This window comes from Chryseobacterium sp. C39-AII1 (assembly GCF_039672645.1).
Classification (GTDB): Bacteria; Bacteroidota; Bacteroidia; order Flavobacteriales; family Weeksellaceae; genus Chryseobacterium.
The window spans coordinates 513930-535342 of sequence record NZ_JBDFPQ010000002.1; the positions used below are offsets into that span (position 1 = coordinate 513930).

Below are 21413 nucleotides of genomic sequence, written 5' to 3' on the forward strand. Positions count from 1 at the left end.
GTCATGTGAGGATTATTGAGGTACTTTTTCGCCCACAAGATCTGTAAAGAACAGATAATCTGTGGTTTGCCCAGCGGTAAGCTTTATACCTTGTTTATCAACAGAATATTTATCATAAATCACCTCTTTCAAAGGTTCATTTTCATAATTGGTAACGCCAAACTTGTCTCCTTTCTTCACAACAATTTCATTTTCAGAAACAAAAGTAAAAATATCATCATATTGAAAAGGAATAATTTCTTTTCCTTTTTCATCTAAAATACCAAAAAGACCGTTAGAATTTTGAGCAACAATTGCCGGATAGATGGTTTCCGTATAATAAAAAACACCGTTTTCTTTTAAAGAGACAATATTTTTCAGCTCTTCATATTTCTTATCTTTTACAGAATAGGTATAAAAAACGCCTTCTCTCATTAAAATTAAAGTATTGGGTAAAATTCTTTCGATCTGAAAACCAGGTTCTAGAACATCTTTTAAGTCTTTATCCAAAAACCTCTGCTCGCCACCTTTCGTTAAATACACAAAATTTTCTCCCGAAATTTTTATGCCTTCAATGCTATCATATTCTTTAGGAATTACAATTTCTCCGTTAATATTAATGACAGCAACTTTCGGACTTTTCAAGGTCTTCTGCGTCGTAAACATATTGTTGAACAACGACTTTACATAGCTGAATTCCGTGGGATAAAGCTGTTTGGTTTCTTTCGAAAAAATACTTAGTTTATCTTTTTTTATCAGATAAATATATTTGGTACCTAAGAAACTTTCATCATAAATTTCTTCGGTAATCGGGTTTTCTTCGGCATCAATAATTCCGTATTTATTGCCCTTACTTTTAGTGATTAAAAAAGGATAAGAACCTATATTATCTACTTCACTATGCGAAATCGTGTTTAAAACTTGTCCGTTATTATCTACAATTTCACCCTGTTTGGGCCCTGTACTGATGTAAACTCTATTTTTATAGAAATATAAATTTTTCTCAAATTTTTTATCAGAAACCTTCTTGCCATCGGCATCGTAAATATACCAACCATCTTCATTTTTCACAAAAAAACGGTTTTGTCCGGCAAATTTTATTTTTTCAGAGTAAGGAATAACCTGTTTTCCATTATAATCAAAGACACTCTCCTTCCCTTCTTTAGAAGCAATAATTCTTTCATTAATACTCCAGGAAACATCCAGTTTTTGATTATCTAAAGGAATTAATTCTTTTCCTTTTCCATCAATAAGCGCAATTTTATCCTTTCTTTCTCCGTCTTTTATTTTTAAAATAAATCTATTTTTGAATAAATGTGAAATTTCATTTTTCTCAGGCGAATCAAAGGTAATCACTCCTAAAGAGTCTACGATGCTGGTTTTCTCTGCCACAACATCAATAATAAGCCCGTAACCTTTGGAATAAGAACGTACTTCCTTACCCAGTTTTTTAGACAGCAGAATTTGTTTGTATTGATCTGTCTGTCCTAAACAAACCGACGAAATCAATACGAAAATTAACTTTTTCAATTAAATAGAATTATTTACAATGAGAACAATCTCGCCTTTTAAAGTTTTACTTTTTGAAAATTCAATTAACTCGTTGATTGTTCCGCGTTTAGTTTCTTCGAATTTTTTCGAAATTTCACGACTTAGGCTTACCTTTGTTTCTTCACCAAAGAATTCTTTGATCTGCTCCAACGTCGTATTGATCTTATGTGGACTTTCGTATAATACGATGGTCTTTTTCTCTTCTGCAAGCTGCTTCAGCTTCGTTTGTCTGCCTTTTTTCTGAGGTAAAAATCCTGCAAATAAAAATTCGTTATTCGGTAATCCTGAAACTACCAAAGCCGGAACAAAAGCTGTTGCTCCCGGCAGGCAAATCATTTCAATATTGTTAGCAGAACCCGCTTTTGAAAGCAAATAACCCGGATCTGAAATTCCGGGAGTTCCTGCATCGGTAATGATGGCGATATTCTGACCGTTTTTAAGGTCTGTGATCACCTTTTCCGTTGCCTGATGCTCATTGTGCAAATGATAAGATTTTAAAGGCTTAGAGATCTCGAAATGCTTCAAAAGAATTCCGGAAGTTCTCGTGTCTTCGCATAAAATATAGTCCACCTCTTTCAGTACATTCACCGCCCTGAAAGTCATATCTTCCAAGTTCCCGACCGGTGTGGGAACAAAATAAAGAATTCCGCTCAAAATTTAGTTTATAAAAATTTATTTTCTACCAATATCCAAAGTCTCTGCGCATATTCATCCACTTTATTCCACTTTCTTTCGTAGTAAAGATCGCTCAGATATTCTTTTGCTTCTTCAAGATTTTTAAACCTGTTCAAAACAGAAACAACATCGTTCAGATCAGACTGGCTGCCTCCGAACAACATTTTCGAAAACGCAATTCTGTCGTTAAGATCCAACTTAAATTCAGGTTTCGGTTTTGCCGCTTCCATAAATTGAGTCGGAATATTGGTCTTCAAAATACTTCCCGTTTCCTCTTTTATCACAGGTTCCTGCTTCTTCTCAACGGGAATTTCTCTTTCCAAAGGATCATCATCAAAAAGAGTCTGAACACCTTTCAATCCTTTGATATTGGCTAATTTTATTTTTCTCTCCTGATGATATTCGTCTGTATTTTCAAAACTTTCATCAGAAGGATGTTTTTCTTTCAATTCAGGCTCAGGTTTATCGATTTCTACTATTTTTCGTCTATCGATAACCTCAGAAATATGAGTTTCCTCCTGTTTTTCTTCTAACTGAGCTTCGTTTTTAATTTCACTCAAAATATTTTCAACATTCGATGTTTCAGAAGCCATTTCGCCCTGACTCATATTGATGTTGGAGGCTATAAATTGATCTTCCGTTTCTTCAATTAAAATTTCCTCTTCATCATCCAGAATTTCCGCATCAAAAATACTCGGAATTGTTTCCGTAATTACTGAAGAAGCTTCATTTGAAATCTTTTCCTCCGCTTTTATTTCTGGTTCAAAGCTAAGTTGAACCTGTTCTTCATCATCAATTTCATTCAGTTGATTATTAAAAATTGCTTCCTCTTCCGTTGTTTTTTGATTAAACATTTCTTCATGAATGTTTTCATCATTATCTGGTTCAGAATCAGCAAGAATTCTTTCTTCATCAACGAAATTTAAAGTTGTTTCAACATTTTCAGAAGGTTGATTTTCTTCAATTTCATTCAACTGATCATTAAAACTTTTTTCAGAGTTAGTATTTTGATTATCAACATCATTTCGAACAGTTTCAGTTGCCTGAAGCTCATTATTTTCTTCAACCAAACTTACAAAATTCTCATGAAATTCATTCTCAACAATTTCATTCAGCTGATTGTTAAAAATCGCTTCTTCTTCCTCATTTTCATCAATTTCGTTCAATTCATTATTGAAAATGGCTTCCTCCTCCGTTACTTCATTACTTTTTGAATCATGAGAATCAAAATCATGAGCAGCGAAAGAAACATTTTCCTGATTTTCAAAAACATGAGAAACGTTTTCCGGAATAAAATATTCGATATTTTTCTCTAGCAATCTCAAAAAAGAAATCCTGTTAGCAAGCTCATCTACAAGATCTTGCTTGGAAAGTAATTCGTCGACATTGCTTATTTTGTCCAGATTATCAATGATATTCTTGGATTCAAAAAAAATTTTTTCCTTTAAATCTTGGATATTCTGCATATAAGAATCTTGTTAAAATTGCTTACTTTTGATGATAGAAATATACGGCTAATTTAACAAATGTTTTTAGAAAATACAATTAATCATTCCAAACAAAGCGGTTGGATGGAAGTTATTTGTGGCTCAATGTTTTCCGGAAAAACGGAAGAGCTTATCAGAAGGCTCAGAAGAGCAGAAATGGCGGGACAAAATGTAGAGATTTTTAAACCCAAACTGGATATTCGATATTCGGAAGATGATGTGGTGTCTCATAATCAAAATAAGATCCGAAGTACGGCAGTAGAAAACCCGAACGAGATTCTTTTGCTGGCTTCCAACTGCGATGTGGTGGCGATTGATGAAGCTCAGTTTTTCGATGAAAGTATTGTAGATGTAGCCAATCAACTAGCAAATAGCGGAATTCGCGTGGTAATCGCAGGCTTAGATATGGACTTTCTGGGAAGACCTTTCGGACCGATGCCCAATCTGATGGCTACTGCAGAATATGTAACGAAAGTACATGCAATCTGCAGAAGAACCGGAAATCTTGCCAATTATTCGATGAGAACTTCGCAAAGCCAGGATCTTGTAGAGCTCGGAGAAACAGAATCTTACGATGCTGTAAGCCGAAGAGTTTTTGTAGATGAAGTTTTGAATAAAAAAGAACTTTAGTATCAGATTTATTTTTAAATTTGTTTAGAATTTAATAGTAAAAACTATCAAAAAATGATATTAGAAATCAAAAATTATATAAAGATCAGCAATTCTATTGATGAGATTTTGAAAAATTCGCCCTTCAAAATGAAATATATCATTGAGAAAAGCGGGATTTCTGAACCTACATTTTTTAGAAAGATGAAAGAGAAAAAATTTCTTCCTGAAGAATTGTTGAAGATTGCGGAGATTATTGAGCCGGAAAAATCTCTTTTAAATTCATTAGAAGAAGCTGAAAGCGATTTTGAGAATGACATTTATTATTCTCATAATGATGTTATGAAAATTTCTGAAGAACGTTTCTTAAAGAAATATGGAAATAAGGTGGTCTAAATTTGCACTCCAGGATTTGGAGCAAATAGAGGATTATATCGGGAATAGATTTACCTTTAGAGAATATCAAAACTTTATGAATATACTCAATCATAAAATAGGATTGATTCTCGACAAAAAAGTGGTATTTCAAAAGCTGGAAAAATTTCCTGATTATCACAAGCTTTTGATTACCGAACAAACCACTCTAATCTACCGATTAGAATCAAAATATCTGAAAATATTCCGTTTATATAATAATTATCAAGACGAAGACAAAAAATTTATAATAGACGATTTATAAATGAACTATACAGTAGAAGACATTGCCAGAATCACCAATGCGAAAATTATTGGTGACAAAGAATTAGTTATCAAAAATATCGCTTTTGACAGCCGGATTATTTATTCTACAAAAAATGCGGCTTTTATTGCCATTAATACCCATAAAAATTCGGGTGAAAAATTTATTGAAGCGGCAATTGACCGAGGTATAAATGTCATTATTTCAGAACATCATTTTCCTCAGTTTGAAAATACAACGTGGATTATTGTTGAGAATTCTGTAAAGTTTCTTCAAAAATTAGCTAAATATCATTTTGAAAATTCTCATTTAAAATCAATCGGAATTACAGGAAGTAACGGAAAAACGATTTTAAAAGAATGGTTGTACCAATGTCTTTGGAATGAATTTCCGACCGTGAAAAGTCCGAAAAGTTTCAATTCACAGATTGGTCTTCCCCTTTCTTTGCTTCAAATTAACGATTCTCATCAACTGGGAATTTTCGAAGTCGGAATTTCCGAGCCTAATGAAATGGAAAAACTGGAACATATTTTTCATCCTCAAATTGGTTTGCTGACTCACATCGGAACTGCTCACCTTGCCAACTTTAAATCGGAAGAAGAATTGATCGATGAAAAAATCAAACTGTTCAAAAATTCCGAAGTTGTTATTTATAATAGTGACAATTCTGTCGTTGACAAAAAAATAAAAAAACTGTACTCTGACAAGAAATTAATTTCTTACGGATTTGAAAATCACAATAACGTTTTCTTTAAAAATAATATTTCGAAAAACGAAGATGTTATTGTGCAATATTTTGATGAAGAAATCACTTTTCCGGTTCATCAGAGAGACGAAGCGACATTAACCAATGCTCTGGCGCTTGTAACCGTCTTAAAGGAATTGGGAGTCGAAAATAAAAAGATCGTCGAAAAAATCAACGCTCTGAAGGCCGTTGAAATGAGGCTTGAAGCCATCGAAGCAATTAAGAGCAATATTGTCATCAATGATTCTTTTAATCTTGATCTTGATTCTTTGAAAACTGCCCTTCAATTTTTGAACGAATATAACAAGCCGAAGAAATCTTTGGTCTTAACAGATATTGTCGGCGTTAATTCCAATTCAAAAGAATTGTATGAAGAAGTTTCTGATTTGGTAAACGAACAAAAATTTGATTCCGTTTTCTTAATCGGGGATGAAATATCAAAGTTTAATGAATTATTTAAAGCTAAAACTTTCACTTTTATTGATACGAAAGAATTAATTGAAAGTAAACATCTTAACGAACTCGAAAATCAGATCATTTTGCTGAAAGGAGCAAGAAAATTCGAGATTGAAAGATTAAAAGATATTCTTGAACTTAGAAAGCATGATACGGTTTTAGAAATCAATCTCAACGCGATTCTTCATAATATTAATTATCATAAATCTTTGCTTAAACCAACCACAAAAATGATGGCAATGGTAAAAGCAAATGCTTATGGTTTAGGAAGTTATGAAATTTCGGAATTTCTGCAACATCATCATATTGATTATTTGGGGGTTGCTTTTGTTGATGAAGGCGTTGAACTTCGAAAAAAAGGAATTACCGTTCCTATTGTTGTCATGAATCCCGAACAACATAGTTACGAAACTGTTATTGAATATAATTTAGAACCGGAAATTTACAGTTTCAGGGTTTTAGAATTATTTTATCAGGCTGTTCAAAAATCCGGTTATGATAAAAAATATCCTGTTCATATAAAATTGGAGACAGGAATGCACAGGCTTGGTTTCAAAGGTTTTGAATTAGACCAATTAAGCGAAACTTTAAGTATAATGAATGTAAAAGTTCAAAGTATTTTCAGTCATCTTTCGTCTTCAGATATACCGGAAGAAAAAGAATTTACTTTAAATCAACTGAAAACATTTGAAAAAAATTCAAGCTATTTGATTGAAAAATTGGGCTACACTCCTATCCGACATATTTTAAATTCATCGGGAATTACAAGCTACACCCACCATCAGTATGATATGGTGAGAATCGGCATCGGAATGCTAGGAGAGTCACCAAATAGTGAAATACAAAAACAATTACGATCTGTTGTAAGCTTTAAAACCGTAATTTCACAAATCTCTTTAGTAGAAAACGGAGAATCTGTTGGTTACAGTAGAAGATTTAAAGCAGATCATAATACAAAAATTGCCACTATTCCCGTTGGATATGCAGACGGAATTCCAAGATTGATTGGAAATCAGGTTGGAAATGTTGGCGTAAATAAAACCTTAGCTCCTATTGTCGGAAGTATTTGCATGGATATGATGATGATTAACGTCGATCATATCCCGAATGTAAAAGAAGGCGATACCGTAACTGTTTTTAATGCAAAACCAAGTTTAAAAGAATTCGCAGAATACTGCAAAACGATAACCTATGAAGTATTAACCTCCATTTCGCCACGAGTGAAACGGATCTATATAAAAGATTAACACCTATGAGAAAACTCCTGACTCTATTATTTGTATTTCAATTGCTTTTGATCCATGCTCAGGTAAAGAAGGATTTAGTGATTCCAAAAAATCCTAAAATCGGGCTTTCACTGGCCGGTGGCGGTGCTAAAGGATTTTCTCATGTCGGAGTACTTAAAGTGTTGGATTCTTTGGGAGTAAAAGTAGATTATATTGCCGGAACAAGTATGGGTGCCATTGTCGGCGGTCTTTATGCTTCGGGATATTCAGGAAAGGAGATTGAAAAAATTGTGATGGATACCGATTTCTATTCCTTAATTATGGATCCGAAATCAAAAAGACAGGAAACCACTTTTTTCAATAAATCTGTAGATAAATATCTTTTATCGATTCCGCTTCAGAACGGAAAAATAACACTACCCTCTTCCATCAGTTCGGGACAGAAAAATGTTTATCTTTTAAAAGAATTATTTAAGAATGTTTCGAACATAAATGATTTTTCAAAACTTCCAATTCCTTTCATGTGTGTAGCTACCAATCTTGAAAGCGGAAACATGGAAATTTTTGAAAAAGGAGATTTGGTACAATCCATCATGGCGAGTTCTGCATTTCCTTCTTTAATGGATCCCGTGAAAATTGGTGACAGCATTTATATCGATGGCGCGATGACGGTAAATTATCCATCAAAACCATTAAAAGATAAAGGTATTGATATTGTAATTGGCGTAGATCTTAATCAGGATCTTTCGAAAAGAGAAGATTTGGGAAATATTATTTCCATTTTAAATCAGGTTATTGATTTCGGAATTAAAAAAGATACCCGCCGACAATATAAATATACGGATATTAATATCAAGCCAAATCTAAAAGGCATGACCGCCACCAGCTACGACGATAAGAAGAAAATTCTTGACAGTGGCTATGCAGAGGGTCTGAAATATATACGCATATTGGATGAATTACCGAAGCGACCATTTGACCGCATTAGACAGCGCATAAATCCTATATATTCTAATGTTTATAAGATAGACAGCGTTTCTATAGAAGGAGGCAAAATTTACGGTAAAAACTACGTTCTTGGTAAAATGGGACTTCGTCTTCCTTCTCTTCAAACTTACGGAAGCATCAATAAGAGAATAGATAAACTTGTGGCGACAAACAATTATCAATTCATCAATTATGATATAGTTTCTGAAAACGATGTCAATTATCTCAAATTATATGTCACGGAAGATGAAGCCAGGCATTTCCTGAAATTCGGTTTACATTACGACGAAATTTTCAAAACCGGTTTACTTCTTAATTATTCAGCGAAAAGACTTTTATTTAAAAACACCAATCTTTCCCTCGATGTTGTTGTGGGGGATAAACCGAGATATTATTTAAATTATTTTATCGATAACGGATATATTCCGGGGTTTGGAATCTACTCTTCCGGGATGGGATTTGATCTGAGAAATGAAAATAATCAAACCTATGAATCGTGGAAATGGTTCAGAAATGAAGCCTACATTCAGTCTATCTGGAAAGATAAATTTGCAATCGGAGGAGGAATTAGTCACGACTATTTTGAATCAAATATCAATGGCGAAAGCAAAAGATACAGTCGATTTTTAAATCCTTATGTTTTCCTGAAAAGCGATACTCAAAACGACAAAGATTTTCCGACAAAAGGAATCTATTTTTCGGCTGAAGGTAAAGTAGTCGATCTGCTAAGTTCAGAGGTGGAAAAAAGGCCGGTTCAGATCAAAGCAGATATCAGAATTAACATTCCCCTATCGAGACAATTTACTTATCGTTTAAACTTGTACGGCGGAGTTACTATTGGTGAAGAACTCCCGAATTATTATAAATATAAACTGGGGGGAATCTTCGAACAGAATTTAGTTAACTTCAGAACTTTTGGAGGGTTCTATTTTGCTCAGCTTAATACAAACAATGTGGTTTTAGTTTCCAACGATGTTCAATTTAAATTCAACAAAAACTATTTTGTAAGCGGAAATTTCTCTTTTGCGAATCTTTCCGACGATATAACATTTGAAGATGCTGTAAAACTAAATTACAGTTCTCTTGGGATTACCGCAGGATACAAATCTCCCTTCGGACAAATCAAAGTAAACTTCAGTCACTCACTAAAAAATAATCAAAAAGGCATATTCAGTGTAATTTTAGGGCACTGGTTTTAATTAAAACAATGATACAATTCTTTTACGAAAACTTACCAGAGACGGTAAATACAGAATACAAAAAATGGCTGGAAGACATCATTCTTTCAGAAGGAAAAAAGCTGGGCGAGATCAATTATATTTTCTGCGACGACGAATATTTATTGAAGGTAAATCAGGATTATTTACAACACGATTACTATACTGACATTATTACATTTGACTATGTAAAAGGCAGAACAATAAGCGGAGAGATTTTTGTATCTTTGCAGCGGATTTCCGATAACGCTTCTACTCTATCCCGAGAATATGAAGAAGAACTAAGACGGGTTTTAGCCCACGGCGTTCTTCACCTCTCAGGATACAAAGATAAAACAGAGGAAGAAGAAAAGTTGATGCGAAGTAAAGAAGATCATTATTTAGCAAAATACGAATAAAGAAATTGGAGATTCAGAGACAGAGAAATTAGTTAATTTCAAAACATCTAAATCTCTATTTTTTTAGGAGCTATTTCCCGCTCTCCGCACTCGCTGTTTTCTTTTTATTCAAAAAGAAAACGAGCTCAGACACATGCTGCGATCGGGGCTAGATAAAGCACAATAAAAGAGATTTTAGATCATAAGATTTACAAATGTTTCACGTGAAACATTTGTAAATTAAATTAAAAAATTAAGGCTTAAAACAAGCAATAAAAAATGATTTCAGAAATATATGATGTAATCGTAGTAGGTGCCGGTCACGCAGGATGTGAGGCTGCTGCTGCAGCCGCAAACCTAGGTTCGAGAACGCTGCTCGTTACGATGAATATGCAAACCATCGGACAGATGAGCTGCAACCCCGCGATGGGCGGAATCGCAAAAGGACAGATCGTAAGAGAGATCGACGCGATGGGTGGTTATTCAGGAATTGTGGCAGATAAATCTGCGATACAGTTCAAGATGCTTAACCTTTCAAAAGGTCCTGCGATGTGGTCTCCAAGAACACAAAATGACAGAATGCTTTTCGCAGAAGAATGGCGTTTAGCATTAGAAAATACTCCAAATCTTGATTTCTTTCAGGACATGGTAAAGCAGCTTATTATCGAAAATGGTAAAGCTGTTGGTGTTGTAACTTCATTAGGAATCGAGATCAGATCCAATTCAGTTGTTCTTACAAACGGAACATTTTTGAATGGTTTGATTCACGTTGGAGATAAACAATTAGGAGGCGGAAGAATGGGTGAACCCCGCGCTTTCGGAATTACAGAACAATTAGTTTCTTTAGGTTTTGAAGCAGGAAGAATGAAGACTGGTACCCCACCGAGAGTAGACGGAAGAAGTCTTGATTATTCTAAAATGGAAGAACAAAAAGGCGATGAAAATCCACAAAAGTTTAGCTATTTAGACACACCTAAATTAACCAAACAATTAAGCTGTCATATCGTTTATACGAACGAAACAGTACACGATATTTTACGTGAAGGGTTTGATAGAAGTCCAATGTTCAATGGTACAATTCAAAGTTTAGGACCAAGATATTGTCCATCAATTGAAGATAAAATTAACCGTTTTGCAGAAAGAAACAGACATCAGTTATTCGTAGAACCGGAAGGTTGGAAGACCGTAGAGATCTATGTAAACGGATTCAGTTCTTCTCTTCCGGAAGATGTTCAGATCAAAGCAATGAAACATATTCCAGGATTTGAGAATGTAAAAGTATTTCGTCCCGGCTATGCAATTGAATATGACTACTTCCCTCCTACCCAATTGAAGCATACCTTAGAGACAAAATTGATCGATAATTTATACTTTGCCGGACAGATTAACGGAACAACAGGATACGAAGAAGCAGCAGGACAAGGTTTAATTGCTGGAATCAATGCTCATAATAAAGTACACGAAAAAGACGAATTTATCTTAAACAGAGATGAAGCCTATATTGGTGTTTTAGTAGACGATTTGATTACGAAAGGTACAGAAGAACCTTACAGAATGTTTACTTCAAGAGCGGAATACAGACTCCTTTTGAGACAAGATAATGCAGATATCAGACTTACAAAAAGAGCTTTTGATCTAGGTTTAGCAAAAGAAGAAAGATTAAAGAGAGTTGAAGAGAAAGTAACTAAAAGTCAAGAACTTGAAACCTTTTTACGAGAAACGTCTTTAAAGCCACGAGTGATCAACCCAATTTTGGAAACAATTGAAAGCAGTCCAGTAGATCAGGCTTACAGAGCAGCGCAGATTCTTACAAGACCTAATATGACGTTGGAAAAACTTGATGAGATAGATTTTATTAAGGAGGTTTCTTCTGCATATGACGACGAAATAAGAGAACAGGCTGAAGTAAATATTAAATACAAAGGCTATATTGAAAAAGAAAAAGAGAATGTAGCTAAGTTAAATCGTTTGGAAAATATTAAAATTCCTGAAGATTTTGATTATAAAGCTATATCCAGTCTTTCTGCAGAAGCTAAACAAAAGATGTCTAACGTAAGACCAAAAACGATAGCGCAAGCCGGAAGAATCAGTGGGGTTTCTCCTGCAGATATTAATGTTTTATTGGTATATTTAGGAAGATAAATTTAAAATGTTTCACGTGAAACATTACTAAAAATAATAATTAAAATTAAGATATTTATGAGTTTGATTAGAATTCTGAATATCTTAATTTTTTATATATAAATAAACAAATTCAATGAAAATAAAAGATCATTTTCTTTCACAGGAAATTTTTGAAATTAAAGAAACAGATACAAAAGGGGTTTTCAAGACCTCCCCTATTCCATCGAATATTTCAAAATATTACGAAAGTGAAGATTATATTTCCCATCATCAGGATTCCGGAAGTTTAAAAGAAAAGCTTTATAAATTTTTGCAATCATTCAATTTACAGTATAAAAAAACAATACTTTTAGATAGAATTAAAAAAGGTTCAAAAGTATTGGATTACGGCTGTGGTGCGGGAGAATTTGTAAAATACATAGAAAATGATTTCGAAACTTTTGGATTTGAACCAGATGCTGATGCCAGAAAAGCAGCACAAAATAAAATTTCAAAAGCTACTATTTTAGATAATATTAATCTTATTGAAGATCAAAGTTTAGATGCTATTACACTTTGGCATGTTTTCGAGCACGTGGAAAATCAGGACGAAATGCTTGAGATCTTTAACAAGAAATTAAAAGAAAAGGGATTACTAATTATTGCTGTTCCCAATCCTACTTCTTACGATGCAAAACATTATAAAGAATATTGGGCAGCTTACGATGTACCAAGACACGTTTATCATTTTTCTAAAAATGGAATGGAAAATCTAATTTCTAAGAAGCCCAACTGGAAAATGAGAAAAATCAAACCATTGGTCTTGGATTCGTATTACATCTCTATGTTGAGCGAAAAATATAAGAAATCACCTCTTTTTTGGCTAAAAGCAACGATCTACGGAACGATTTCTAACGTAAAAGCCCTTTTTTCTAACGAATTTTCAAGTTTGATATACATTATCGAAAAAAAGTAGAAAATCGATTTTTGACCTGTTTTTGAAGGTCAATTTTCAGCATTTTTGGATTAAAAAGCAAAAACCTGGGAAAATTTTCTCAGGTTTTATTTTTTCCGGTTTCCCCCTACTCCATAACTTTTCTCAGAATTTTTTTTTTGAAAAGGTAATTTTTTGAAAAATCACTTCAATCCTATCAAATTTTGTTAGTAAAAAGTTAGTAAACCTGAAAACCGAAAATATTTTTCAGGATTTGATCAAATTCTAAATTTTCCATCAAAAATTGAAATTTAAATTAAAACCGAAATAATTGGATAGTAATCGATTTGTATAATTTTAGAAAAAAGTAAAATTTGAAAATTTAGATTCTACGGAATGATAAACTTTGGAAATAATCAATCCTAAAAATTAACCAAAGACAAAATTCAAAAAAAGGAAAATTAAATTTTGAAAAATTTACTGAACATTTAAAATTAAATTCAGATTTAATGATAAAGAAATTTACCTCTTCAGATTTATACAAAATTTTGAAAATAGATTTTTTATAAATTTTTATAAAAATGAATTTACAAGGTTCTCAAAATTTAAAAGTTAATAGAAAATAAAAAAGTCCACTGAAAAATTCAGCGGACTTAAAATTTTATACTTTTAAAAATTTTTTAGTTGTTTATCGCAGCAACACCCGGAAGTTCCAATCCTTCCAAACTTTCAAGCATCGCTCCACCTCCGGTAGAAACATAGCTTACTTTTTCTGCGTAACCGAATTGTTTTACGAAAGCAACACTATCCCCTCCTCCAACTAAAGAGAAAGCACCTTGTCTTGTTGCTTCAGCAATACTCTCACCAAGAGCAACCGTTCCGGCTGAGAAGTTAGACATTTCAAATACACCAATCGGACCGTTCCAAAGAATTGTTCTTGAATTTAACAATACATCATTGAACTGATCTCTCGATTTTGGCCCCGCGTCCAATCCCATCCATCCTTCAGGAATGGCGTAAATATCTTCTTCTCTTCTTTCAGAATCATTGCTGAATGTTTCTGTGATGATTGTATCAGACGGAAGATATACTTTTACATTATGTTCTTTCGCTTTTCCTAAAATTTCAAGAGCCAAAGGCAGTTTATCTTCTTCTACCAATGAAGTTCCGATCTTACCGCCCAGCGCTTTAATAAATGTGAAAGCCATTCCTCCACCGATAATTAAATTATCAACAGCTGGAAGAATATTTTCTATAATGGTAATTTTAGTTGAAACTTTTGATCCTCCTAATATAGCTGTTACAGGGCGTTCACCACTTTTCAATACTTTATCGATGGCCTGAAGTTCTTTAGCCATTAGCAAACCGAAAAATTTAGTTGATGGAAAAAATTTAGCAATAACAGCTGTAGAAGCATGAGCTCTATGTGCTGTACCAAAAGCATCGTTCACATAAGCATCAGCCAATTGAGAAAGTTTCCCAGCAAAAGCTTCATCACCTTTTTCTTCTTCACTATGAAAACGAAGATTCTCTAATAAAAGAATTTCACCCGCTTTAAGCTCTGCAGCAGCCTGTTCAGCCTTCTCTCCTACACATTCATTCACAAACTTCACTTCCTGTCCTAATACCGCAGAAACTTCCGCCACAATATGCTTCAGTGAGAATTCATCCTTCACCTCACCTTTTGGTCTTCCCAGGTGAGCCATTAAGATCACAGAACCACCGTCCTGAAGAATCTTGTCAACCGTAGGCTTTACGGCAACGATTCTCGTGTTATCTGTAACTTTCAGCTGATCATCCTGCGGAACATTGAAATCCACTCTTACAAGAGCCTTCTTATCATTAAAATTGAAATCATTGATTGTTTTCATAAATATCGTAGAATTTTCGTTTCACAAATGTAAGATTTTAAAATTCCCGAAAAGCCGCAACCCTTTAAAAGTTTTCAAAAAGTTTCCCCCACACTCCACATTTATTAATCAACATAATTTCTTTCTCTTTAAAAAAAGAAAAATGATACTGTTGTTAAGTATTGTTAGTTTCGGGGATAAGTTTTTAGGCTTAATTTTGATAACAAAAGATTGTGACTCATTTCACAACTTATATACATTGTAAATATCTGTAAAATAGAGCTATTATACCACTTATTAACAAATGTTGATAATTTTATGAAATTCTCTTTATTAATAAATATTCTATGGAAAAACTAACAATTACTCTGAGAAAACTTTTTTAAAATTGTGAGCAAAAAATTTGGACTCAAATTCCATTACAAATTTTTCTAATGTTACGAAACATTTACTTTCAAACATTTTTCCACATTTACTAACATTACATTTCACAATTAATTCGCAAAAATTTAAGACTTATCCACATTATACTTACATTTGTGTTGAAATAAATCTATAAAGGCTTAATACAAGAATTATGAAAAGAAAAATTGCCGTTGCCGCTGACCATGCTGGTTACGAGTATAAGGAGATTGTTAAGAACTATCTTTCGGAAAGGTTTGAAGTTCAGGATTTTGGAACGTTTTCCACAGACAGTGTGGATTATCCGGACTTTGTACACCCTGCTGCGACATCTGTTGAGAATGGTGAGAACGAATTGGGAATTTTATTTTGCGGAAGCGGAAACGGTGTTCAGATCACGGCGAATAAACATCAGAAGATTCGTTGTGCCCTTTGCTGGATGCCGGAGATTGCAGCATTGGCAAGACAGCATAATGATGCGAATATGATTTCTATTCCCGCAAGATTCATATCCAAAGAATTAGCGATGGAAATTGCAGATAAATTTCTTTCTACAGATTTCGAAGGAGGCAGACATCAAAACAGAGTGGATAAAATTCCATTTTGCTAAAATATATAAAGGCTTGTAAATCAATTTGCAAGCCTTATTTATTTTTTAATTTGTATCTTTGCACAGTCCGATAGAAATTACCATTCTATTATTTCCATTTAAACCTGTATAAATAGTAAAACATATTTAATAAAAGGTTTTTCTCCATTCTTCTCCATATTTGTATTAAATTTATACAAAACTAAAACTTCCGTTGTAGAATAATTGGAAGAAAAATTGATAGTGTTTAAATGAAATTAATGTAGCAATACGAACAGCTTTTGTATTTCTTCATATTAATTTTTGTATTTGGACTATAACTAATAATAATTTAAAATGCCAAAAAAAAGAAAATATATAAGTCAGAAAAATGACCATAAATTGAGAGAAATAGGGCGACTTATTTTACGATTTATGAATGAAAATTCCACAAAGGTCTATAATTATAAACAGATCTCGGATGGAATAGATTATAAAAATCCAAGACAGAGAGAGCTTGTGATCCAAGCTTTGCATAAGCTGAAGGCTGATGAAAGAATTAAAGAAGCCGAAAAAGGAAAATACGTTATTAACCTTAATATTAAAGGAACATTAAGCGGAATTATAGATTTTAATCAATCCGGAAATGCCTACGTTAATGTCGAAGGTTTGGAAGATGATATTTTTATTCACTCCAAAAATGTGAAAGATGCATTGCAAGGCGATAAAGTTTTAATTGTTACGTATACTTATAAAGGAAAGAAGCTGGAAGGTTCAGTTTTGGAAGTGTTGGAAAGAACAAGAACAGAATTTGTGGGAACTCTTCAGGTTGTTACCCATAAGGATTTCGGATTTGTTGTTTGCGATAAAAAGACGATCAACACTGATATTTTTATTCCAAAAGGTAAATTTGGAGGTGCTGAAGACGGCGATAAAGTAATCGTAAAAATGACAGAATGGAAACCTGGAGATAAAAATCCGGAAGGTGAAATTATTCAGGTTTTGGGTGCTCCCGGAGAACACGAAACGGAAATTCACTCTATTCTTGCTGAATACGGTCTCCCTTACGAATTCCCTGAAGAAGTGGAAAGAGACGCCGATAAAATTGATAGAAGTATCAACGATGAAGAAGTGGCAAAACGTTGGGATATGCGTGGAATAACAACCTTCACCATTGACCCGAAAGATGCTAAAGATTTTGATGATGCCTTATCGATCAGACAATTAGAAAACGGAAACTGGGAAATCGGAGTTCATATTGCGGACGTTTCACATTATGTGGTTCCGGGAACTATTTTGGATGATGAAGCTTACCAAAGAGCTACTTCGGTGTACTTAGTAGACCGCGTTGTACCTATGCTTCCGGAAGTTTTGAGTAATGATGTTTGTTCGCTTCGTCCACACGAAGATAAGTTCACTTTTTCAGCTGTTTTTGAATTGAATGATAACGCAGAAATTCAGAAACAATGGTTTGGCAGAACAGTGATTCATTCAGACAGAAGGTTTACTTACGAGGAAGCTCAGGAAAGAATTGAAGGACAAGACGGAGATTTCAAAGAAGAAATTTTAGTTTTGGATAAACTGGCGAAAATTATGCGTCAGAAAAGAATCAAAGACGGTGCGATTACTTTTGACAGAAGCGAAGTTCGATTCAATTTAGATGAAAACAATCAGCCGATCGGAGTTTACTTTAAAATTAGTAAAGATTCCAACCATTTGATTGAAGAATTCATGTTGCTGGCGAATAAAAAAGTGTCTGAATTTGTTTCATTAAATAAAAAAGGAGGAATTAGCGATAATACCTTTATTTATAGAGTTCACGACGATCCGGATCCTGCGAAATTAGAATCTTTGAGAGATTTTGTTTCAACTTTCGGATATAAAATGGATCTTGCCAATACCAAAAAAGTAGCGGAATCTCTAAACCGATTATTACATGATGTAAAAGGTAAAGGCGAAGAAAATATGATTGAAACCTTGGCGATGCGAAGCATGAGTAAAGCGGTGTATTCTACAGAACCAATCGGTCACTACGGTCTAGGTTTTGATTATTACAGCCACTTCACCTCTCCTATCCGTCGTTATCCGGATTTAATTGCGCACAGATTGTTGCAGCATTATCTGGATGGTGGAAAATCTCCGAGCAGACCTGAATTGGAAGAAAAAGCAAAACATTGCAGTTCAATGGAAAGGTTGGCAGCTGATGCAGAAAGAGATTCCATTAAATACATGCAGGTGAAATTCATGGAGAAACACCTAGGAGAAACTTTCAATGGGGTAATTTCCGGAGTTGCAGAATTCGGTTTCTGGGTTGAAATTCCTGAAAATGGTGCAGAAGGTTTGATTAAATTGAGAGATTTGGTTGATGATTCTTATACTTATGATGCCAAAACTCACGCAGTATACGGATCTAGACACGGAAAAAGATATCAGTTGGGAGATCAGGTTCAGATAAAAGTGGTAAAAGCAAACTTGATTCAAAAACAGTTGGATTTCAAGATAGTTGATTAATTAAAACATAAAGTTTACTTTTGTATTAAATGAAGTGAATTTAATATTCATTTTAAAAAAATACTGAATGTTTGAACTTATATTATCTGCTGTTATATTAGGATTCATGTTGAGTCTGGTTTTTATAGGACCTATTTTTTTCCTTTTAATAGAAACCAGCTTTTCCAGAGGTCCAAAACATGCATTGGCATTGGATATTGGCGTGATTTCGGCAGATTTACTGTGTATTTTGGCAGCTTATTATGCCAGCGCAGATATTGTAACTTTAATTGATAAACATCCTGGTTTTTACAGAATTACCTCTATCCTTATTTTTGTATATGGGATTGTAATGATGGTAACAAAAACCAAAATGCATATAGCGGGAGAAGAAAAGATCATTAATCAGAATTATTTTAAAACTTTTATTAATGGTTTTTTCTTCAACCTTTTAAACGTAGGAGTTATCCTATTTTGGCTGGTAACGGTGATTTCCGTGCGAAATCAATATCCGGATACCGGCAATTTTATTTTATATATCGGAGTTGTAATCGGTACTTACCTATTGATTGATCTAATGAAGATCTTTCTTGCAAAGCAATTCCATGATAAATTAACCCAAAAATTGGCCAATAAGATCAGAAGAATTGTTGGCGGAATTCTTATCGTATTCAGTTTCTTTATTTTCCTTCAAAGCTTTAAAAAATTCAATCAGTTTGATAAAAGGCTTGAAGAAGCAGAGAAAACTGAAGTTAAATATCAAAAGACCAAATGACAAAAATAATCTTTCCAAAATCCCTTAAAAAAGGTGATAAAATAGCTGTAATTTCCCCTGCAGGAGCCGTAGAAGCTTCTCAGCTCGAAAAGGGAATTAAGATGATTAAGAGTAAAGGATATGAACCTGTTTTGGGTGAACATCTTTACACTAAATTCTCCAACGGATACAATTATGCTGGAACAGAAAAAGAAAGATTAAAAGACCTCAATTGGGCTTTGAATGACAATGAAATTTCAGCGGTTTGGGCTTCAAGAGGCGGTTATGGCTGTCAGCAGCTTATTCAGGAATTAAGCCTGAAAAACTTTGCTAAAAACCCGAAATGGTATATCGGGTATTCTGATAATACAGTGATCCAAAGTTATTTATTGAAAAAAGGTTTTGCTTCTATTCACGGCCAAACCATTAAAACTTCAAGCTTTGGCGTAACGACAGAAAGCTATGAATTGATTTTTGATATTCTAAAGGGTAAGACGCCAAAATATACAATTGCTTCCCATCAATTAAATAAAAAAGGAAGTATTAAAGGAGAATTAATTGGCGGAAATCTAGCGTTAATTTATGCTCTTTTAGGAACAAAATATTCTTTCGATTTTAAAGATAAAATTCTTTTCATTGAAGATATTGGTGAAAATTTTTATGCATTGGATCGGATGATTATGAGTCTTGAACTTGCTGGAGTTTTTACAAAAATTTCAGGACTAATCGTTGGCGGAATGACTAACATGGGCGACGAAAAAGACAATAAAAAATACGAAGAAAGTTTTGATGAATTTGCTTATAAATTAATTTTGGATAGAATTTCTAAGTATCAGTTTCCTGTTGTTTTTGGTTTCCCGAATGGGCATATTAAAGACAATCGTCCTTTGATTATCGGAAGTCAAATAAAGGTTAAGATTGAAAATAAGGTTAAGATTGAAAATAAGGTTAAGATTGAGTTTTAATCTCTCCTACTCTCCTACCCTAAAACACAAGAATGGCAGATCACAACGATTTCGGAAAAAAAGCAGAGGATCTGGCGGTTGATTATTTAAAGAAAAACGGCTACAAAATTCTGGTGAGAAACTTTCGTTTTCAAAAAGCGGAGATTGATATTATTGCTGAAAAGGATAATTTGATTATTGTTATTGAAGTAAAAGCTCGCTCGACAGATGTATTTATGTTGCCTCAGGAAGCGGTTACAAAAACGAAAATCAGATTAATTGTTTCTGCAGTGAATCATTATCTTGAAGAATTTAATAGAAATGAAGAAGTAAGATTTGATATTATTTCTATTCTTCCGGATGAAAAAGGAAATTTAGTTATTGAACATATTCCCGATGCCTTCGAAGCATTTGATGCTAATTAGTAAAAAGCACAATACCGAAATAAAATATTTAAAAAATTATTGAAACGATTAATATCAACTGTTTGTTTAGTTTTACAATTAAACTAAATATTTAGTTTTTGAATCATATTCATTAATATAAATTTTACAGTTAATACGTACAAAATTATGAAAACAGTATTGATAACCGGTGCTACTTCCGGAATTGGAAAATCTACAGCAGAACTTTTAGCTAAACAAGGAAACAGATTAATTATCTGCGGAAGAAGAACTGAAGTCTTAGATTCTGTAAAAACCGAACTTTCTCAATTTACCGAAGTGTTTAGTTTAAAATTTGACGTTAGAAATTTAGTTGAAGTAGAAACTGCGATCAATTCTTTGCCGGAAGAGTGGAAAAATATTGATGTTTTAATCAATAATGCAGGAAATGCTCATGGTCTAGATCCGCTATCAGCAGGTAAAACGGATGATTGGGATTCTATGATTGATGGAAATGTGAAAGGACTTTTGTATGTTTCCAAAATGATTATTCCGGGAATGAAAGAAAGAAATTCTGGTCATATTGTAAACATCAGTTCTGTGGCTGCAAGGCAAACTTACGCCAACGGAGTTGTGTATTGCGCTACCAAAAAAGCAGTTGATGTAATTTCTGAAGGAATGAGAATAGAATTAACAGAATTTGGAATTAAAGTGACTAATATTCAACCAGGTGCTGTGGAAACTGATTTTTCTATGGTAAGATTCAAAGGTGATAGCGAAAAAGCATCAACCGTTTACGCAGGATATGAGCCTTTAAAAGCTGAAGACATTGCAGATTCCATCGCTTATTGCGTTAATGCTCCGAAACATGTTTGTATTTCAGATATGACGATCTATCCGTCGGCTCAAGCAGAACCGAGAACGATTTACAGAAAATAGTCTCGAAATAATGGTTTAAATTTGCAGAAATATTAGCATTTTATCCAGGATAAATTTG

The 21413-nt window shown here is 33.6% G+C and carries 18 protein-coding genes; 14 read left to right on the forward strand and 4 right to left on the reverse strand.

What is annotated here, in order from left to right:
• Positions 1-12: 12 nt before the first annotated feature.
• The 3 genes from ABEG63_RS05235 to ABEG63_RS05245 are packed head-to-tail and all read right to left on the reverse strand — an operon-like array spanning position 13 to position 3671.
• Positions 13-1509: a WG repeat-containing protein gene (locus ABEG63_RS05235; RefSeq protein WP_346583497.1), complete on the reverse strand. Its 1497-nt coding sequence runs from the start codon at positions 1507-1509 to the stop codon at positions 13-15.
• Positions 1510-2184, reverse strand: coding sequence for a 16S rRNA (cytidine(1402)-2'-O)-methyltransferase (gene rsmI / locus ABEG63_RS05240; RefSeq protein WP_267403629.1), 675 nt, complete (start codon positions 2182-2184; stop codon positions 1510-1512).
• 8 nt (positions 2185-2192) lie between these two features.
• Positions 2193-3671, reverse strand: coding sequence for a hypothetical protein (locus tag ABEG63_RS05245; RefSeq protein WP_346583499.1), 1479 nt, complete (start codon positions 3669-3671; stop codon positions 2193-2195).
• A gap of 60 nt (positions 3672-3731) precedes the next feature.
• Between ABEG63_RS05245 and ABEG63_RS05250 the strand changes: the two genes are divergently transcribed.
• The 8 genes from ABEG63_RS05250 to ABEG63_RS05285 all read left to right on the forward strand — a co-directional run bounded on the left by ABEG63_RS05250 (position 3732) and on the right by ABEG63_RS05285 (position 13067).
• The gene (locus tag ABEG63_RS05250) at positions 3732-4322 is read left to right on the forward strand and encodes a thymidine kinase (RefSeq protein ID WP_267403633.1); all 591 of its coding nucleotides are present in this window, start codon (positions 3732-3734) and stop codon (positions 4320-4322) included.
• A 54-nt stretch (positions 4323-4376) separates the two neighbouring features.
• The gene (locus ABEG63_RS05255) at positions 4377-4697 is read left to right on the forward strand and encodes a hypothetical protein (RefSeq protein WP_346583502.1); all 321 of its coding nucleotides are present in this window, start codon (positions 4377-4379) and stop codon (positions 4695-4697) included.
• The gene (locus ABEG63_RS05260; RefSeq protein WP_267403637.1) at positions 4678-4980 is read left to right on the forward strand and encodes a hypothetical protein; all 303 of its coding nucleotides are present in this window, start codon (positions 4678-4680) and stop codon (positions 4978-4980) included. The genes ABEG63_RS05255 and ABEG63_RS05260 overlap by 20 nt, the downstream gene beginning before the upstream one ends.
• Entirely contained in the window at positions 4981-7428 is a 2448-nt protein-coding gene (locus ABEG63_RS05265; RefSeq protein WP_346583506.1) for a bifunctional UDP-N-acetylmuramoyl-tripeptide:D-alanyl-D-alanine ligase/alanine racemase, read from the forward strand.
• Positions 7429-7433: 5 nt separating this feature from the next.
• Positions 7434-9593 carry a patatin-like phospholipase family protein gene (locus ABEG63_RS05270; protein WP_346583510.1) on the forward strand — a complete coding sequence of 720 codons (2160 nt, stop codon included), beginning with the start codon at positions 7434-7436 and terminating at the stop codon, positions 9591-9593.
• An 8-nt stretch (positions 9594-9601) separates the two neighbouring features.
• Positions 9602-10009, forward strand: a complete 408-nt coding sequence (gene ybeY, locus ABEG63_RS05275) for an rRNA maturation RNase YbeY (RefSeq protein WP_267403643.1) — start codon at positions 9602-9604, stop codon at positions 10007-10009.
• Positions 10010-10267: 258 nt separating this feature from the next.
• Positions 10268-12130, forward strand: coding sequence for a tRNA uridine-5-carboxymethylaminomethyl(34) synthesis enzyme MnmG (mnmG, locus tag ABEG63_RS05280; RefSeq protein ID WP_346583513.1), 1863 nt, complete (start codon positions 10268-10270; stop codon positions 12128-12130).
• 115 nt (positions 12131-12245) lie between these two features.
• Positions 12246-13067: a class I SAM-dependent methyltransferase gene (locus ABEG63_RS05285; protein ID WP_312389640.1), complete on the forward strand. Its 822-nt coding sequence runs from the start codon at positions 12246-12248 to the stop codon at positions 13065-13067.
• Positions 13068-13705: 638 nt separating this feature from the next.
• Here the strand turns inward: ABEG63_RS05285 and ABEG63_RS05290 are convergent.
• A complete protein-coding gene (locus ABEG63_RS05290; RefSeq protein ID WP_346583516.1) occupies positions 13706-14896 on the reverse strand; it encodes a phosphoglycerate kinase in 1191 nt (396 codons plus the stop codon).
• 556 nt (positions 14897-15452) lie between these two features.
• Between ABEG63_RS05290 and rpiB the strand changes: the two genes are divergently transcribed.
• The 6 genes from rpiB (at position 15453) to ABEG63_RS05320 (ending at position 21355) form a co-directional block, all read left to right on the forward strand.
• Positions 15453-15887: a ribose 5-phosphate isomerase B gene (rpiB, locus tag ABEG63_RS05295; RefSeq protein ID WP_267403651.1), complete on the forward strand. Its 435-nt coding sequence runs from the start codon at positions 15453-15455 to the stop codon at positions 15885-15887.
• Positions 15888-16202: 315 nt separating this feature from the next.
• Positions 16203-18356: a ribonuclease R gene (rnr, locus tag ABEG63_RS05300; RefSeq protein ID WP_346583518.1), complete on the forward strand. Its 2154-nt coding sequence runs from the start codon at positions 16203-16205 to the stop codon at positions 18354-18356.
• 67 nt (positions 18357-18423) lie between these two features.
• Positions 18424-19110: a LysE family transporter gene (locus ABEG63_RS05305; protein ID WP_267403653.1), complete on the forward strand. Its 687-nt coding sequence runs from the start codon at positions 18424-18426 to the stop codon at positions 19108-19110.
• A complete protein-coding gene (locus ABEG63_RS05310) occupies positions 19107-20054 on the forward strand; it encodes an LD-carboxypeptidase (RefSeq protein ID WP_346583521.1) in 948 nt (315 codons plus the stop codon). Before ABEG63_RS05305 ends, ABEG63_RS05310 begins: the two co-directional genes overlap by 4 nt.
• 32 nt (positions 20055-20086) lie before the next feature.
• On the forward strand, positions 20087-20458 hold the full coding sequence (locus tag ABEG63_RS05315) for a YraN family protein (protein WP_346583523.1): 372 nt from the start codon (positions 20087-20089) through the stop codon (positions 20456-20458).
• A gap of 147 nt (positions 20459-20605) precedes the next feature.
• Complete coding sequence (locus ABEG63_RS05320) at positions 20606-21355, forward strand: SDR family NAD(P)-dependent oxidoreductase (protein WP_346583525.1); 750 nt, start codon at positions 20606-20608, stop codon at positions 21353-21355.
• Positions 21356-21413: the final 58 nt, after the last annotated feature.

What these genes read in the sequence shown, in the direction of transcription:
- ABEG63_RS05310 (WP_346583521.1), top strand. Translation starts at nt 19,107, where the DNA reads ATGACAAAAATAATCTTTCCAAAATCCCTTAAAAAAGGTGATAAAATA.
- ABEG63_RS05250 (WP_267403633.1), top strand. Translation starts at nt 3,732, where the DNA reads ATGTTTTTAGAAAATACAATTAATCATTCCAAACAAAGCGGTTGGATG.
- rnr (WP_346583518.1), top strand. Translation starts at nt 16,203, where the DNA reads ATGCCAAAAAAAAGAAAATATATAAGTCAGAAAAATGACCATAAATTG.
- ABEG63_RS05285 (WP_312389640.1), top strand. Translation starts at nt 12,246, where the DNA reads ATGAAAATAAAAGATCATTTTCTTTCACAGGAAATTTTTGAAATTAAA.
- ABEG63_RS05320 (WP_346583525.1), top strand. Translation starts at nt 20,606, where the DNA reads ATGAAAACAGTATTGATAACCGGTGCTACTTCCGGAATTGGAAAATCT.
- ABEG63_RS05260 (WP_267403637.1), top strand. Translation starts at nt 4,678, where the DNA reads ATGGAAATAAGGTGGTCTAAATTTGCACTCCAGGATTTGGAGCAAATA.
- ABEG63_RS05245 (WP_346583499.1), bottom strand. Translation starts at nt 3,671, where the DNA reads ATGCAGAATATCCAAGATTTAAAGGAAAAAATTTTTTTTGAATCCAAG.
- ybeY (WP_267403643.1), top strand. Translation starts at nt 9,602, where the DNA reads ATGATACAATTCTTTTACGAAAACTTACCAGAGACGGTAAATACAGAA.
- ABEG63_RS05255 (WP_346583502.1), top strand. Translation starts at nt 4,377, where the DNA reads ATGATATTAGAAATCAAAAATTATATAAAGATCAGCAATTCTATTGAT.
- ABEG63_RS05305 (WP_267403653.1), top strand. Translation starts at nt 18,424, where the DNA reads ATGTTTGAACTTATATTATCTGCTGTTATATTAGGATTCATGTTGAGT.
- ABEG63_RS05270 (WP_346583510.1), top strand. Translation starts at nt 7,434, where the DNA reads ATGAGAAAACTCCTGACTCTATTATTTGTATTTCAATTGCTTTTGATC.
- rpiB (WP_267403651.1), top strand. Translation starts at nt 15,453, where the DNA reads ATGAAAAGAAAAATTGCCGTTGCCGCTGACCATGCTGGTTACGAGTAT.
- mnmG (WP_346583513.1), top strand. Translation starts at nt 10,268, where the DNA reads ATGATTTCAGAAATATATGATGTAATCGTAGTAGGTGCCGGTCACGCA.
- ABEG63_RS05265 (WP_346583506.1), top strand. Translation starts at nt 4,981, where the DNA reads ATGAACTATACAGTAGAAGACATTGCCAGAATCACCAATGCGAAAATT.
- ABEG63_RS05315 (WP_346583523.1), top strand. Translation starts at nt 20,087, where the DNA reads ATGGCAGATCACAACGATTTCGGAAAAAAAGCAGAGGATCTGGCGGTT.
- ABEG63_RS05290 (WP_346583516.1), bottom strand. Translation starts at nt 14,896, where the DNA reads ATGAAAACAATCAATGATTTCAATTTTAATGATAAGAAGGCTCTTGTA.